This window comes from Streptomyces sp. NPDC008092, assembly GCF_042957285.1.
In the GTDB taxonomy this organism is placed as follows: Bacteria; Actinomycetota; Actinomycetes; order Streptomycetales; family Streptomycetaceae; genus Streptomyces.
Map to the genome: position 1 here is coordinate 33,152 of NZ_JBIBHY010000011.1, position 14,039 is coordinate 47,190.

A 14,039-nucleotide genomic window follows, 5' to 3' on the forward strand; every position below is an offset into this window, starting at 1 on the left:
CGAGCGTAACCACCCGTTCCGGGAGATCTTGCCGCGGGTCACTCCTGCGCGCAGGCGGGTTCAGTCCTCGTCGAAGTCGCTCGCGGCGACCCGCAGCGGCCGCAGCATCGCGAAGATCTCCCCGCACTCCTCGGCGTCGTACACCCCGAGCCCGAAGTCCATCGCCATCAGGTCGCGGGTGGCCGCCTCGACGACCTCGCGGCCCTTCTCGGTGATGGTGGCGAGCGTGCCGCGCCCGTCGTTGGGGTTGGGCCGCTTGTCGACCAGGCCGGACCTCACCAGCCGGTCCACGGTGTTCGTCACCGAGGTCGGGTGCACCATCAGCCGCTCGCCGATCTTCGACATCGGCAGCTCGCCGGCCTTGGAGAAGGTGAGCAGCACCAGCGCCTCGTAGCGCGCGAACGTCAGCCCGTACGGCTTGACCACCGCGTCGACCTCGGCCAGCAGGATCTGCTGGGCCCGCATGATCGACGTGATCGCGGCCATCGACGGGACGCTTCCCCAGCGCTGCTTCCAGAGGTCGTCGGCTCGGGCGATGGGGTCGAAGGGGAGACTGAGAGGCTTGGACACGCCACCGACCCTACCGGCCGGTCATATAGCGGTCAGCCGTGTCTCGGCTTTCGGTCACCTCTGCCGGGGCGTGCCGGTGCGACCACCGCGACACCGGCACGGCGCGGTCCGGAACAGCCGCTACGACACCGGCGCCACCAGCCTCCGGGACAGCCGCACGACACCGGCGCCACCAGCCTCCGGGACAGCCGCACGACACCGGCGCCACCAGCCTCCGGGACAGCCGCACGACACCAGCGCCACCAGCCTCCGGGACAGCCGCACGACACCAGCGCCACCAGCCTCCGGGACGGCCGCACGACACCGGCGCCACCAGCCTCCGGGACGGCCGCACGACACCGCAGCAACCCCCTCCGGTACAGCCGCTACGACGCCGGTCGCGCCGTCCGCCGGGCCGCCGCCGCCAGGCCGCAGCAGCAGAGCGCGCCCACCACCCCGGCGCCCGCCACGGCCGCCCGCACCCCCACGGCCTCGGCCGCCAGTCCCGCCAGCGTCATGCCGACGCCCTGCAGGGTCATCAGCCCGGCGCTGAGCACGGTCATGGCCCGGCCGCGCAGCTCCTCGGGCACGGCCCGCACGAACCACTGGTCCAGGCCCAGCGTGTACGCCGACCCGGCCCCGGCCGTCAGCAGGAGCAGCAGCGACAGGGCGAGGGACGGGTGCAGGGCATAGCCCAGGTACGGCAGCAGGGTGAGACAGACCAGCGGGAGGGCGATCCGCTCCCGGGCGGCCGGGCCGAGCCGGGCGCCGGCGTACAGCTCCCCGGCGACCGTGCCGACCGGCAGCGCGCACATCAGCAGGCCGAGTCCCGGGGATCCGGCGCCGAGCGCGTCGGCGTAGGGGGCCGCAAGGGCCTCGGGGACGACGGCGAACATCGCCGGGATCCAGAAGAGGAGGAGCAGGAGCCGGATGCGGCGGTCGGCGAGCAGCTGCCGGGTGCCGCCGCCCTCCCGGACCCGGGCCCGGGCGCGGGCCGGGCGGCGCCGGGTGCCGAGGCGGAGCAGGGCGGCCGAGGCGAGGAAGGTGGCGACGGTGATCAGCAGGGCGTGCCGGGGGGCGAGGACGGCGAGCAGCAGTCCGCCGAGGCCGTAGCCGACCAGCAAGGCGCTCTGCGCGACGATCCGCAGCAGGGAGCGGCCGAGCACGAACAGGTCGCCGCCGCCGAGGATGTCGGAGAGGGTCGCCATCCGGGTGCCGGCGAACACCGGCGAGACGACGGCGAGGGCACAGCGCAGCCCGAGCAGCACCCCGATGCCGGTCCCGGGCACCGCCATCACGGCCACGCACGCCGCGCACACCAGGTCGCACACCACCAGCACCCGGCGGGCCGGGAACCGGTCGGCGACCGGGGCCAGGAGCGTGCCGCCGACCAGGTAGGGCAGAAAGCCCAGCGCGAAGGTCAGGGCGCTGAGCAGCGGCGATCCCGTGAGGTCGTAGACCAGCACGGACAGCGCGATCTCGCTGACGATCACGCCGAGCATGGACAGCACATGGGCGGCGAAGACGGCACGGAACTCGGGCACGGCGAGGACCCGGCCGTAGCCGGCGGGTCGCTCCAGGGCAGGCGCGGACATGGACGGCAGCGTGCCCGTGCTCCGGCCCTGCGCTTAGAGTTTCGGCACCAGCCGAATCTTCACCCCCGAACGGTCCCGCCATGCCCTCCCGCCTCCACTTCGACGAGGACGACTTCCTCCGGTGCCGGTTCGCCCTGTCGCCGCTGTGGGAGACGCAGGAGGCGGTGCGCACCCTGCGGCGGCCGGACCGGCACGGCTACCACGCGCCCTGGCTGCGGCGGATCAGGGCGGTGGCGGCCGGTCTGGACCTGGCCCCGCTGTGGCTGCTGATGCCCCGGCGCGGCCACTCGCCCGACTGGCTGGTGGCGCCGCCGACCGGTCCGGCCGCCTCCGTCGAGGAGGAGCTGGCGGCCCTGCGGGCGGTGGACCCGGAGACGGCGCGGGCGGACACCGCGCGCTCGCTCGCGGACACGCCGGGCGCGCTGGAGTCGGCGACCGGCCGGGCCTGGCTGGCCGATCCGGCGCGGATGGTCCGGGAGCTGACGGACGCGCTGGAGGAGGCCTGGCGCGTCCTGGTGGCCCCGGACTGGCCCCGGCTGCGCGCCCTGCTGGAGGCGGACATCGCCTTCCACTCCCGGCGGCTCGCGGAGGTCGGCCTGGGCGGACTGCTGCCGGAGATCCACCACACCTGCGGCTGGCGGGCCGGCACGCTGACCGTGGCATCGCCGGGCGGCGCGTACGAACGGCGCCTGGGCGGGCAGGGCCTGGTGCTGATGCCGAGCGTCTTCACCTGGCCGGACGTGATCAGCTCCTTCGACCCGCCGGCCCGGCCCACGCTGGTCTACCCGGCCCGGGGCATCGGCGGCCTGTGGACCGACCCGGCCGCGGCCACGCCCGACGCCCTGGTACGGCTCCTGGGCCGGGGCCGCGCCACGGTCCTGGCCGCCCTCACCGAACCGGCCGCCACCACCGCCCTGGCCCACCGGCTGCGCCTGGCCCCCTCCTCGGTCTCCGCACACCTGGCGGCACTGCGCGACGCGGGCCTGCTGACCTCCCGCCGCTACGGCCACCAGGTGCTGTACGAGCGCACCCCGCTGGGCATCGCGCTGGCGTCGGGTCCGCGACGCCAATAGCGGTCCCCTGTCGACGAGTCCCGTCAAAACCTGCTGCGGCTCGGCAGCACCCCACGGGGTCAGCACCCCGAAGGATCAACGCCCCGAAGGATCAGCGCCCCGAAGGGGCGCGGGGAACTGCGCGACCAGCCACGACGGCGCCGCAGACGACAAACGGCGGACAGCCAACGGCGGACGGCGGACGGCAGATCACCGCGCTTCCGGCAGAGCGCCTAGCTACGGCCGACCCGCCTCAGATGATGCCGGACCGCACGCTGGGCCACCGGGCCGAGGTCCTCCAACGCGGCCACCAGCGCCCCGAGTTGTTCCAGGGCGCCCAGGGCCGCGTGGGCGCCGGCCGCGTCGACGCCTTCGTACAGCTCGATGCCGACGAAGGACGCGGCGACCGCGCGGGCGAGCCCGGCCGGGTCGGCGAACTCGCCGAACGGGGTGGCCGCGAGGACGCGGACGAGCACCTCCTCTATCTCGGCGATCCACAGGTCGAGCCCGGCCGCCGTGGCGGGCCCGAGCGCCTCGTGGGTCTGGGCGCCGGCCAGCAGCTGGCCGAGCAGGGCGACGTGCCCGCCCGTGCGTGCCTCCTCGTGGATCTGCCGCCCCACGGTGAGGAGTTCGGAGAGCGAGCCGACCGCGGCGAGGCGCGGGCGGAACCGGGCGACCGCCTGCTCGGCGCCGTACCGGCAGGCGGCGGCGAGGAGTTCGTCCACGGATCCGAAGTGGTAGAAGACCAGCGCCTGGTTGACGCCGGCCGCCGCCGCCACGGTACGCGCCGAGGTCTTGGCGATGCCCTGCTCGGTGAGCGTCCGCAGCGCGCCCTCCAGCAGCTTGTTCTTGGTCTCCAGGGACTTGGCGGTCTCCGGGCTCACGCGCGCGACTCCTCACGGACCGGCCGCAGTCCCGGCCGCACCCCGCGGCCCCGGATGTCGGTGTACGACGCCTCGAAGGAGCCCTGGTAGCCGAAGAGCGGTCCGAAGTACCGGTTCACGACCCGCACCGAGATCCGGAAGCGGCCGGCACGGTCGTCGTAGGACTCGCGCACCTCGGCGGTGGCACCGGCGACCTCGGGCACGCGGACGTCCACCGGCCCCTCCCTGAACCGGTGTTCGCCGGAGCGGATCAGCAGGGAGCCGTCGGCCTCGGCACGGAAGTGCAGCTCGCTGGCGAGGTGCTGGTGGGTGCCGAGGTAGTCGAGGATGCGGTCGCCCTGGGGGCCGAGCACCATCTGGGCGTCGAAGCGGCGGGAGCGGCCTGGCAGGTCGAAGGTGCGCACGAAGGTCACCGTCTCACGGCCGTAGGTGTCCGCGTAGGGCACATTCTCGATCTTGAAGGGCACGTTCCGGGCGGCCTCCGGCACCAGGATGTTGCGGGTGGCGCCCAGTGCCAGGAACGGCTTCACGAACGCCGGCCCGTGCCAGATGCGCTCCATCACGCCCCGGCCGGTGCAGGCCTCGCCGCTCGCCAGGCCGACCGAGAAGCGCCGTCGGAGCTCCGGGTGCAGCCGGTCGAAGTCCGGACCCATGACCGTGCGGAACATCGAGGTCACGACTGCTTCTCCAGGGTGTGCAGGACCCGGGGGGCGGTGACCCGGGCCGACGGGGTGCGCCGGCAGCGGCGGGCGGCGGGGGTGGTCGCGAGCGGGGCCGCGAAGAGGGCCAGCGAGAGGGCGACCACGAGCAGGAGCGGGACCAGGAAGGCGACGGTGGGCGAGAGGGCGCCGAGGACCGGGCCCCGGGCCAGGCCGGTGGCGCAGCCGGCGATCGTCAGCGCGCGGGCCGCCAGCTCCGCCAGCCAGTTCCGCCGCGCCCGTTCCGGGGTGATCCCGCGTTCCAGCCACAGCCGCAGCCGGTCGAAGGACCAGGCGGTCGCCCAGCCCATCAGCGGGCGGAGGACCAGCCGGTCGGCGAGCGCGCCGAAAGCGCCCCAGCGGACCCGGTAGTCGTAGCCGGTGAGGAAGCGGACGCCGTCGGCGACCGGGATGTAGCGCCAGTAGCCGCTGCCCTCGGCGAGCAGCGAGAGCGGGTGCGGGGAGGCGAAGCGCAGGGCCGAGGTGCGGGTGCCGTCGGGGCGCTCCTTCTCCCCCGCCGAGACGCCGGTGCCGGCGATCGTCAGGAACGGGAGCACGCGGGTGGCGTAGCGGAAGCGCTGCGGTTCGTCGCCCGCGCGCGGGAGGTGGTCGATCTCGGTGAACCTCAGGTCCCAGCGCTGGTGCCGGGCCGGGTCCTGGGTGCGGGCCCACAGGTCGTCGAGGTCGGCGCGGACGTGCGTCTCTATGTAGAGCCCCATCGGTGGTGTACCCCCGTCACCTGGTCCTTCGAGTGTCTTTTGAGCGAACGCTCAAACTCTCCGGTGATGACCGTACCGGGTTTTGAGCGATCGCTCAATTGCCGGGCAGAAGAAAACCCCGGCCGCGCGGGCCGGGGTTCGCTGCTGCCGGGGTTCGCCGCTGCCGCAGTCGGCTACTGGGCGAGGTGCTGCTCGACCGTCGCCACCTTGCTGGTGAGTCCGTCGGTGACGCCCGGCCGGATGTCCGCCTTGAGGACCAGGGAGACGCGCGGGGCACGCTCCTCGACGACGGCGACGGCCCGCTTGACGACGTCCATGACCTCGTCCCACTCGCCCTCGATCGAGGTGAACATGGCGTCGGTGCGGTTGGGCAGCCCGGACTCGCGGACCACCCGGACGGCGTCGGCGACATACTCCCCGACGTCCTCGCCGACGCCGAGCGGCGTGACGGAGAAGGCGACGATCATGCCTTCACCGCCCCTTCCTGGCGGGCGCGGGCCGCGATCACCGCGTCCTCGGACGCGCGGCGCAGCTTGCGCTCGGCGAAGAAGCCGCCGGTCGGCAGGACGGAGAGGACGAAGTAGAGGAGCCCGGTGCCCGCAGACCACTTGGCACGGTTCCAGGCGTCCGCCCAGAAGATCACGTACAGGATGAACAGGACGCCGTGGACCGCGCCCATCACGGGTACCGCGTTGAAGTCCGTGGTCCGCTTGAGCACCGAGCAGACGAGGAGGATCAGGAAGGACACGGCCTCCGGGGCGGAGACCAGGCGGAGGCGTCGGATGGCGGTGGCGGTCTTGATGTCCACGAGTCACCTTCGGTGGGAGAGACGTCCACTCTTTGTGAACGCGAGCACAAACGTTCTGCCATTGTGGCAAAGGGGCGGCACGGCCCCGGCGCGGGGGTGGCAGGCTGGGCCGGGCGACGAAGGGGGCGCGGGTATGCCGTTCGTGTTCTTCATGACCCTGCCGGGGCTGGTGGTGCTGCTCACCGTGGTGGCGTTCGTGGACCAGCTGCTGCTGCGGGCCGGGCGGGCCGGGGTGCTGCCCTGGCGGAACGCCGGCCGGCAGGGGCAGGTCTCCGCGACCGGCTTCGAGCAGCTGCACGCCGCGCTCTCCCCCGGCAAGCAGAACGAGCTCAAGGAGCGGCAGAGCGCGCTGGTGCTGCGCGACGACGAGGAGGACGGCGCGCCGCCCGGGTCCACGGTCGACCTCACGGCCGGTACGGCGGTGATACGCCTGCCCGGCGAGCGGCGGCGCCCCTGACGGCCGCACGCGCCGCACCCCTAGGGGACGGATCCGGGGTGATGTCCACCTTCGGGGCCTGTCGCCGCCGTCTGCCTGCGGCTACCTTCGCAGCGTGGCGATGTTCCGACTCCAGGGCAGCAAGGTGCTCGCCGTCGAGATGACCGGGGACGCCGTGAAGGCGAAGAACGGCTCGATGGTCGCGTACGACGGGCAGATGGCGTTCAAGAAGCTGAGCGGCGGCGGCGAGGGGCTGCGCGGGATGGTGACCCGGCGGCTCACCGGCGAGCAGATGACGGTGATGGAGGTGAAGGGGCACGGGACGTGCTGGTTCGCGGACCGGGCGTCCGAGATCAACCTGGTCGGCCTGCAGGGCGACAAGCTGTACGTCGAGTCCAGCAACCTGCTCGCGACCGACGCGGGCCTGCGCACCGGCACGACGTTCACCGGCCTGCGCGGCGCCTCCCAGGGCAACGGCCTGTTCACCACCACGGTCGAGGGCCACGGCCAGGCGGCGATCATGTCGGACGGCCCGGCGGTGGTGCTCAGGGTCAGCTCGCAGTACCCGCTGACCGTCGACCCGGGCGCCTACATCGCCCACCAGGGCAACCTCCGCCAGTCCTTCCAGTCGGGTGTGACCTTCCGCACGTTCCTCGGCGAGGGCGGCGGGGAGGCCTTCCAGATCCGGTTCGAGGGGGACGGCCTGGTGTACGTACAGCCGAGCGAGCGCAACACGATCGCGGGGGATGTGTGACATGGCCCTGCGCGAGGTGAACTCGAAGATGGTCGAGGCGACCGTCGTGCCTGGTCAGCGGCTGTTCAGCCAGCGCGGTGCGATGCTCGCGTACAAGGGCGAGGTGTCCTTCACGCCCAACATCCAGGGCGGCCAGGGCGGGCTGATGTCGATGCTCGGCCGCCGGGTCGCCGGCGAGGCGACCCCCCTCATGACCGTCGAGGGCAGCGGCACGGTCTTCTTCGGGCACGGCGGCCACCACGTCCACGTCATCACCCTCACCGGCGACACCCTCTACGTCGAGGCGGACCGGCTGCTGGCCTTCGAGGGCACGCTGCAGCAGGGGACGATGTTCATGGGTTCCCAGGGCGGCGTGATGGGCATGGTGCGCGGCCAGGTCACCGGCCAGGGCCTGTTCACCACCACTCTCAAGGGCCACGGCGCGGTCGCCGTGATGGCCCACGGCGGGGTCTTCGAGATCCCGGTCACCCCGCAGCGCCCGGTCCATGTCGACCCGCAGGCCTACGTCGCCCACCACGGCGACGTGCGCAACAAGCTGTCGTCCGCGCTCGGCTGGCGGGAGATGGTGGGCCGCGGCTCCGGCGAGGCGTTCCAGCTGGAGCTCAGCGGCAACGGCATGGTGTACGTGCAGGCGTCGGAGGAGAAGCTGTGAGCGCATACGGAGCAGCCGGACCGGCCGGGCCGGTCGTGTACGACCCGATGACCCTCCCCGTCGACGACAACGTCAACAAGTACACCTTCTGCGTGGAGCTCAAGAGCGGCCAGTGGTTCCTGCAGAAGGGGAAGATGATCGCCTACTACGGCTCGATCGACTTCAACGGCATCGGGCACGGCCGTTTGGACCGACTTGTCCGCACGTCTTTCCATTCGCCTCTGCACGCGAGCGACTGGGTGGTGGCGGAGGGCTCGGGCCGGATGCTCCTCGCCGACCGGGCGTTCGACGTGAACTCGTACGACCTGGAAGACGGCAACCTGACCATTCGCTCCGGCAACCTGCTCGCTTTTCAGCCAAGTCTCGCGCTGAAGCAATCAATCGTTCCCGGTTTTCTGACCCTTATCGGAACCGGAAAGTTTGTGGCCGCGTCTAACGGTCCGGTGGTGTTCATGGAACCCCCCATCCGGGTGGACCCGCAGGCACTGGTGGGGTGGGCCGACTGCCCCTCCCCGTGCCATCACTACGACCATGGGTACATGACCGGCGTGATGGGCGGTCTACGTGCACTGACAGGGCTCGGCGGGGCCTCCGGGGAGGAGCACCAGTTCGAGTTCGTGGGGGCCGGCACGGTCCTGCTGCAGTCCACCGAGACCCTGATGGCGGAGCAGGCCGCGGGAGCGGTTCCGCACGAGCCCGGAGTGCCCGGCGGAGGCGTTCCCTCCACAGGTCATTCACAGCAGCAGGGCGCACCGCGCCTTCCCGGACAGCTGGGGGACCTCCAGCGTCGCTTCGGGCTGTGAGCGGTAGTCTGCGGAGTGTGACATCGAACGCGTGCGCACAGTCACACCACCCTCACTAGTTCGCCTTTCAACATTTTAGGTAGACTTCATTCATGGAGACCGAGACGGCCACGCGCTGGCTGACCGATGCGGAGCAGTGCGCCTGGCGCACCCACCTGGAGGTCAACAGGCTGTTGACGTACCAGCTCGAAAAGGATCTGCAGCCGTTCGGCCTGACAATGAACGACTACGAGATCCTGGTGAACCTGTCCGAGTCGGAGGACTACCGGATGCGGATGAGCGACCTCGCCTCCGCCACCCTCCAGTCCAAGAGCCGGCTGTCCCACCAGATCACCCGCATGGAGAACGCGAACCTGGTCCGCCGCGAGAACTGCGAGTCCGACCGCCGCGGGCTGTTCGCCGTCCTCACCGAGCACGGCATGGAGATGATGAAGAAGGTGGCGCCACATCATGTCGCCTCCGTGCGACGGCACTTCATCGACCTGCTGTCGCCGGAGGCACTCATAGAGCTGGACAAGGGCCTGAAGCCGATCGCGGAACACCTGCGCGGGCAGCGCGGGCGCCCGTGACGACAGACAGCACCTGAAAGCGGCGGACGGGGGTTCAGGTCCCGTCCGCCGCTCGCTGTATGACGGGGTGCCCCGTCAGGGCGCCGGGGGAGGAACCGGGCTACCGGCCCCCACCGGCCCGCGGCCGGACGACGGCCCACACCCCTACGGCGGACACGGCGGCGGCACATCCCGCCAGGGCGAAGCAGACCGTCACGGGGACCCGCCCCACCAGCACTCCCGCCACCACGGACCCTCCCGAGCTGCCGGCGTTGACGGCCGCGTTCACCCACGCCCCGGCCCGCGTCCGCTCCCCCTCCCCCGCCATCTCGTCGGCCAGCAGATACGCCGTCGTCAGGGTCGGCGCCACGAACAGCCCCGTCACCGCCATGGCCACCGCCAGCGTCCGGACGCCGGGCGCCAGGCCCGCCGCGGCCAGGACCGCGCCCAGCCCCACCGTCAGCCACGCGAGCCGCACGCCGGCCGGGCGGCGCCACTCCACCGCCCCGTTCAGCAGACCGCCCGCCGCACTGCCGACGGAGAGCGCGGCCAGCACCCAGGGGACCGCCGCCTCGCCGTACGGCCGCCGCTCGGCGAACGCCATCACCAGCAGGTCGGCCGCGCTGAGCGCGAGGCCGAGGCCGACGGCCGCGATCACCGGGGCCGCCGGGAAGCGGCGGGGCCGCCGGCCCGGCTCCCGCTTCGGCGGCACCACACCCCGCACCGCGGGCGACGCCACGAACGCCCATGTGCCGCCCACCATCAGCACCGCGCTGAGCAGCACCCCGAGCGGCGGCGGACCGAACCGGAGCAGCAGGCCCACCAGCACGGGACCCGACACGAACAGCAGTTCCTCGGCGACCCCGTCCAGGCTGTACGCCCGCCGCAGCAGCGCCGGGTCGTCGGCCAGACGGCCCCACACCGCCCGCATGGTGGGGCCGAGGGGCGGGGCGCAGCAACCCGTGAGCGCGGCGACCGCGGCCAGCGCCGCCGCGGGAGCACCGGGCCGCCAGGCCAGGGCGGCCAGGGTGCAGAGCAGGGCGCTGTAGACCACGGCCATCGGCGGCAGGGCGCGCCGCGGACCGAAGCGGTCCACCAGGGTCGCCCGGACCGGCAGCAGGACGACCGTCGCGCCGCCGAACAGGGCCATCACCACCCCCGACACGGCGTACGAGCCGGTCGCCCGGGTGACCGACAGCAGGACGGACAGCGAGACCGTGCCGTAGGAGAGACGGGCCGCCAGGGCGGCGAAGAAGGTGCGGCGGGCCTGCGGGAGGCCCAGAACAGCGGCGTACGACGGCCGCCGGGCAGGCGAAGGACGCGATGAAGTCAACGCGGACATGAGTGAGTTCCTCGGGCAGAGGCGGAAGAGGGGACACCTGAGCGCGCCACGGCACGGGATGCTCACGTGCCGACGGCGACGCCGGGTGCGCTCTTACGCCAAGGAGAGGAACATGCGGGTCAAGGTAGCAGCACCGGCTGCTGCTCGGGGGTGGGGACGCTTACCGGCGCTTGCCGGGTGCCGCCGCGCCCACCCGTGCCGCCCCAGCGGCACGACTGCCCGCAGCTGAGTAGCTACGTCAGCTGCAGCGCCCCGTAAGGGGCGCGGGGAACTGCGCGACCAGCCCCCACCGGCCCGCGGCCGGGGGCGGCCCACGCCCCTGCGGCGGCTAGCCCTCCGTCAGACCCGACACCAGCTCGTCCGCCGCCCGGTAAGGGTCCAGCTCACCGGCCACCACACGCTCCGCGAGCGCGCCGAGATGCCGGTCCCCGTGCAGGTCCCCGATGCGTTCCCGAAGCGCCGTGACCGCGATCGTCTCGACCTCGTGGGAGGCACGGGCCAGACGGCGTTCCGTCAGGACGCCCCGCTCCTCCATCCAGGCGCGGTGCTTCTCCAGAGCCTCCACGACCTCGTCGATGCCTTCCGACCGTGCCGCGACCGTCTTGACGATCGGGGGGCGCCAGTCGCCGGGGCCCCGGGACTCGCCGAGGCCCAGCATGTGGTTCAGTTCGCGGGCCGTGGCGTCCGCACCGTCACGGTCCGCCTTGTTGACGACGTACACGTCGCCGATCTCCAGGATCCCGGCCTTGGCCGCCTGGATGCCGTCGCCCATGCCGGGCGCCAGCAGCACCACGCTGGTGTCCGCCTGGGAGGCGATCTCCACCTCCGACTGCCCGACACCGACCGTCTCCACCAGGATCACGTCGCAGCCCGCCGCGTCCAGGACGCGGATGGCCTGGGGCGCCGCCCAGGCGAGGCCGCCCAGGTGGCCGCGGGTCGCCATCGAGCGGATGTAGACGCCGGGGTCGGACGCGTGGTCGGACATCCGGACGCGGTCGCCGAGCAGGGCGCCCCCGGAGAAGGGGGACGACGGGTCGACGGCCAGCACGCCGACCCGTTTGCCCTGTTTGCGATAGGCGGTCACGAGCGCCGACGTCGAGGTCGACTTGCCGACCCCCGGCGAGCCGGTCAGACCCACCACGTAGGCATTGCCGGTCAGCGGCGCGAGCGCCGCCATGACCTCCCTGAGCTGCGGGGACGCCCCCTCCACCAGAGAGATCAGGCGGGCCACCGCACGCGGTCGGCCCTCCCTGGCCTGGGCCACCAGTGAGGAGACGTCCTGCATCACAGCTCCGTTCGCTCCGTTCGCTGCCGTTCGCCCGCGTTCGCTCGGCGAAACGTACTCAGGCCTTGGGTACCCGCACGATCAGCGCGTCACCCTGGCCGCCGCCACCGCACAGCGCGGCCGCGCCGACCCCGCCGCCCCGGCGCTTGAGCTCCAGGGCCAGGTGCAGGACGAGACGGGCGCCGGACATGCCGATGGGGTGGCCCAGGGCGATGGCCCCGCCGTTCACGTTCACCTTTTCGGTGGTCACCCCGAGGTCCTTCATTGACTGGACGGCGACCGCGGCGAAGGCCTCGTTGATCTCGATGAGGTCCAGGTCCCCGGCGTCCAGTCCCTCCTTCTTCAGGGCGTGGTTGATGGCGTTGGACGGCTGGGACTGCAGGGAGTTGTCCGGTCCGGCCACGTTGCCGTGGGCGCCGATCTCGGCGAGCCACTCCAGGCCCAGCTCCTCGGCCTTGGCCTTGCTCATCACGACCACGGCCGCCGCGCCGTCGGAGATCTGCGAGGAGGAGCCGGCCGTGATCGTGCCGTCCTTCGTGAACGCCGGGCGGAGCCTGCCCAGCGACTCCACCGTGGTGTCGCCGCGGATGCCCTCGTCCTTGCTGAAGACGACGGGCTCGCCCTTGCGCTGCGGGATCTCGACCGGGGTGATCTCGGCCTCGAAGACACCGTTCTTCTGGGCGGCGGCGGCCCGCTGGTGGGACAGGGCGGCGACCGCGTCCTGCTCCTCGCGGCCGAGGCCGAGGCGGGTGTTGTGCTTCTCGGTCGACTCGCCCATCGGGATGTTCTCCCAGGCGTCGGTGAGGCCGTCGTACGCCATCGCGTCGAGCATCTCGATCGAACCGTACTTGAAGCCCTCGCGGGACTTCGGGAGCAGGTGCGGGGCGTTGGTCATGGACTCCTGGCCGCCCGCGACCACGATGTCGAACTCGCCGGCGCGGATCAGCTGGTCGGCCAGTGCGATGGCGTCGAGACCGGAGAGGCACACCTTGTTGATCGTGAGCGCCGGGACGCTCATCGGGATGCCGGCCTTGACCGCGGCCTGGCGGGCGGGGATCTGCCCGGCACCGGCCTGGAGCACCTGCCCCATGATCACGTACTGCACCTGGTCGCCACCGATCCCCGCACGGTCGAGGGCGGCCTTGATCGCGAAGCCGCCGAGGTCGGCCCCGGAGAAGGACTTCAGCGAGCCCAGCAGTCGTCCCATGGGCGTCCGCGCGCCCGCGACGATCACCGAGGTGGTTCCAGAGGTTCCAGAAGTCATGAGCTGCGAATCCCCTTACCGGCTGCACTGCCGAGGAGTGAACGAGGGTTTACTTCGAATGTATTGCGTGGCACTCCGTGCCGTCATCGGGCCGTCAGTGTGATCGCTGGCACGTTGCGTAACCATCGTCGTGGCGCTGCACTGAATCCATGCTGACGCGAATCGACCACATCGGGATCGCCTGCCACGACCTCGACGCGACCGTCGAGTTCTACCGGGCCACGTACGGCTTCGAGGTGTTCCACACCGAGGTCAACGAGGAACAGGGCGTGCGCGAGGCCATGCTCAAGATCAACGAGACGTCCGACGGCGGCGCCTCCTACCTGCAGCTTCTCGAACCGACCCGGGAGGACTCGGCGGTCGGCAAGTGGCTCGCGAAGAACGGCGAGGGGGTCCACCACATCGCCTTCGGTACGGCGGATGTGGACGGGGACGCGGCCGACATCCGGTCCAAGGGCGTACGCGTTCTGTACGAGGAGCCACGGATCGGCTCCATGGGGTCGCGGATCACCTTCCTGCACCCGAAGGATTGCCACGGCGTACTGACAGAACTGGTCACTTCGGCGGCTGTTGAGTCACCTGAGCACTGACCCTCGTACATATGGGCCGGTAGGGTTGGGGGCGGTCGTCCCTTCGCACGTTCGCAGGGC

The 14,039-nt window shown here is 72.1% G+C and carries 17 protein-coding genes; 7 read left to right on the top strand and 10 right to left on the bottom strand.

What is annotated here, in order from left to right; translation table 11 throughout:
* Positions 1–60: 60 nt before the first annotated feature.
* Both ACFZB3_RS32120 and ACFZB3_RS32125 read right to left on the bottom strand, forming a co-directional pair.
* A complete protein-coding gene (locus ACFZB3_RS32120) occupies positions 61–570 on the bottom strand; it encodes a MarR family transcriptional regulator (RefSeq protein ID WP_391381561.1) in 510 nt (169 codons plus the stop codon).
* Between the two features lie 365 nt (positions 571–935).
* Positions 936–2,144, bottom strand: a complete 1,209-nt coding sequence (locus tag ACFZB3_RS32125) for an MFS transporter (RefSeq protein ID WP_391381563.1) — start codon at positions 2,142–2,144, stop codon at positions 936–938.
* A gap of 80 nt (positions 2,145–2,224) precedes the next feature.
* On the opposite strand from ACFZB3_RS32125, the gene ACFZB3_RS32130 reads away from it, so the two are divergent.
* Positions 2,225–3,217 (top strand): DUF5937 family protein, encoded by a 993-nt coding sequence (locus ACFZB3_RS32130; protein ID WP_391381565.1) that lies wholly within the window; start codon positions 2,225–2,227, stop codon positions 3,215–3,217.
* 212 nt (positions 3,218–3,429) lie between these two features.
* Here the strand turns inward: ACFZB3_RS32130 and ACFZB3_RS32135 are convergent, their stop codons facing one another.
* From ACFZB3_RS32135 to ACFZB3_RS32155, 5 genes are all read right to left on the bottom strand, one after another.
* Positions 3,430–4,080 carry a TetR family transcriptional regulator gene (locus ACFZB3_RS32135; RefSeq protein WP_391381567.1) on the bottom strand — a complete coding sequence of 217 codons (651 nt, stop codon included), beginning with the start codon at positions 4,078–4,080 and terminating at the stop codon, positions 3,430–3,432.
* Entirely contained in the window at positions 4,077–4,757 is a 681-nt protein-coding gene (locus ACFZB3_RS32140; protein ID WP_391381570.1) for a DUF4166 domain-containing protein, read from the bottom strand. Before ACFZB3_RS32140 ends, ACFZB3_RS32135 begins: the two co-directional genes overlap by 4 nt.
* Positions 4,754–5,497, bottom strand: a complete 744-nt coding sequence (locus tag ACFZB3_RS32145) for a hypothetical protein (RefSeq protein ID WP_391381572.1) — start codon at positions 5,495–5,497, stop codon at positions 4,754–4,756. The genes ACFZB3_RS32140 and ACFZB3_RS32145 overlap by 4 nt, the downstream gene beginning before the upstream one ends.
* 173 nt (positions 5,498–5,670) lie before the next feature.
* Positions 5,671–5,964, bottom strand: a complete 294-nt coding sequence (locus tag ACFZB3_RS32150; RefSeq protein ID WP_391381574.1) for an MTH1187 family thiamine-binding protein — start codon at positions 5,962–5,964, stop codon at positions 5,671–5,673.
* Positions 5,961–6,305 carry a DUF3817 domain-containing protein gene (locus tag ACFZB3_RS32155; protein ID WP_391381577.1) on the bottom strand — a complete coding sequence of 115 codons (345 nt, stop codon included), beginning with the start codon at positions 6,303–6,305 and terminating at the stop codon, positions 5,961–5,963. The genes ACFZB3_RS32150 and ACFZB3_RS32155 overlap by 4 nt, the downstream gene beginning before the upstream one ends.
* A 133-nt stretch (positions 6,306–6,438) precedes the next feature.
* Here ACFZB3_RS32155 and ACFZB3_RS32160 point away from each other — a divergent pair, with 133 nt between their 5' ends.
* The 5 genes from ACFZB3_RS32160 (at position 6,439) to ACFZB3_RS32180 (ending at position 9,519) form a co-directional block, all read left to right on the top strand.
* Positions 6,439–6,762 (top strand): DUF6191 domain-containing protein, encoded by a 324-nt coding sequence (locus tag ACFZB3_RS32160; protein WP_391381579.1) that lies wholly within the window; start codon positions 6,439–6,441, stop codon positions 6,760–6,762.
* A gap of 100 nt (positions 6,763–6,862) precedes the next feature.
* A complete protein-coding gene (locus ACFZB3_RS32165; RefSeq protein ID WP_391382152.1) occupies positions 6,863–7,495 on the top strand; it encodes an AIM24 family protein in 633 nt (210 codons plus the stop codon).
* Between the two features lies 1 nt (position 7,496).
* The gene (locus ACFZB3_RS32170) at positions 7,497–8,147 is read left to right on the top strand and encodes an AIM24 family protein (RefSeq protein ID WP_351494366.1); all 651 of its coding nucleotides are present in this window, start codon (positions 7,497–7,499) and stop codon (positions 8,145–8,147) included.
* Positions 8,144–8,950 carry an AIM24 family protein gene (locus tag ACFZB3_RS32175; RefSeq protein WP_391381581.1) on the top strand — a complete coding sequence of 269 codons (807 nt, stop codon included), beginning with the start codon at positions 8,144–8,146 and terminating at the stop codon, positions 8,948–8,950. The genes ACFZB3_RS32170 and ACFZB3_RS32175 overlap by 4 nt, the downstream gene beginning before the upstream one ends.
* 92 nt (positions 8,951–9,042) lie before the next feature.
* Positions 9,043–9,519: a MarR family transcriptional regulator gene (locus ACFZB3_RS32180; RefSeq protein WP_391381583.1), complete on the top strand. Its 477-nt coding sequence runs from the start codon at positions 9,043–9,045 to the stop codon at positions 9,517–9,519.
* A gap of 100 nt (positions 9,520–9,619) precedes the next feature.
* On the opposite strand, the gene ACFZB3_RS32185 is transcribed toward ACFZB3_RS32180, so the two are convergent.
* The 3 genes from ACFZB3_RS32185 to ACFZB3_RS32195 form a co-directional block, all read right to left on the bottom strand.
* Entirely contained in the window at positions 9,620–10,840 is a 1,221-nt protein-coding gene (locus ACFZB3_RS32185) for an MFS transporter (protein WP_391381586.1), read from the bottom strand.
* A gap of 328 nt (positions 10,841–11,168) precedes the next feature.
* Positions 11,169–12,125: a methylmalonyl Co-A mutase-associated GTPase MeaB gene (meaB, locus tag ACFZB3_RS32190; RefSeq protein WP_391381588.1), complete on the bottom strand. Its 957-nt coding sequence runs from the start codon at positions 12,123–12,125 to the stop codon at positions 11,169–11,171.
* A gap of 58 nt (positions 12,126–12,183) precedes the next feature.
* The gene (locus ACFZB3_RS32195; RefSeq protein WP_391381590.1) at positions 12,184–13,389 is read right to left on the bottom strand and encodes an acetyl-CoA C-acyltransferase; all 1,206 of its coding nucleotides are present in this window, start codon (positions 13,387–13,389) and stop codon (positions 12,184–12,186) included.
* A 149-nt stretch (positions 13,390–13,538) separates the two neighbouring features.
* On the opposite strand from ACFZB3_RS32195, the gene mce reads away from it, so the two are divergent.
* On the top strand, positions 13,539–13,979 hold the full coding sequence (gene mce, locus ACFZB3_RS32200; RefSeq protein WP_093499037.1) for a methylmalonyl-CoA epimerase: 441 nt from the start codon (positions 13,539–13,541) through the stop codon (positions 13,977–13,979).
* The last annotated feature ends 60 nt before the right edge of the window (positions 13,980–14,039 follow it).

Bases quoted from the DNA above. Each gene is read 5' to 3' on its own strand.
- ACFZB3_RS32125 (WP_391381563.1), bottom strand. From the start codon at position 2,144: ATGTCCGCGCCTGCCCTGGAGCGACCCGCCGGCTACGGCCGGGTCCTC.
- ACFZB3_RS32130 (WP_391381565.1), top strand. From the start codon at position 2,225: ATGCCCTCCCGCCTCCACTTCGACGAGGACGACTTCCTCCGGTGCCGG.
- ACFZB3_RS32145 (WP_391381572.1), bottom strand. From the start codon at position 5,497: ATGGGGCTCTACATAGAGACGCACGTCCGCGCCGACCTCGACGACCTG.
- ACFZB3_RS32150 (WP_391381574.1), bottom strand. From the start codon at position 5,964: ATGATCGTCGCCTTCTCCGTCACGCCGCTCGGCGTCGGCGAGGACGTC.
- ACFZB3_RS32160 (WP_391381579.1), top strand. From the start codon at position 6,439: ATGCCGTTCGTGTTCTTCATGACCCTGCCGGGGCTGGTGGTGCTGCTC.
- ACFZB3_RS32165 (WP_391382152.1), top strand. From the start codon at position 6,863: ATGTTCCGACTCCAGGGCAGCAAGGTGCTCGCCGTCGAGATGACCGGG.
- ACFZB3_RS32170 (WP_351494366.1), top strand. From the start codon at position 7,497: ATGGCCCTGCGCGAGGTGAACTCGAAGATGGTCGAGGCGACCGTCGTG.
- ACFZB3_RS32180 (WP_391381583.1), top strand. From the start codon at position 9,043: ATGGAGACCGAGACGGCCACGCGCTGGCTGACCGATGCGGAGCAGTGC.
- ACFZB3_RS32185 (WP_391381586.1), bottom strand. From the start codon at position 10,840: ATGTCCGCGTTGACTTCATCGCGTCCTTCGCCTGCCCGGCGGCCGTCG.
- meaB (WP_391381588.1), bottom strand. From the start codon at position 12,125: ATGCAGGACGTCTCCTCACTGGTGGCCCAGGCCAGGGAGGGCCGACCG.
- ACFZB3_RS32195 (WP_391381590.1), bottom strand. From the start codon at position 13,389: ATGACTTCTGGAACCTCTGGAACCACCTCGGTGATCGTCGCGGGCGCG.
- mce (WP_093499037.1), top strand. From the start codon at position 13,539: ATGCTGACGCGAATCGACCACATCGGGATCGCCTGCCACGACCTCGAC.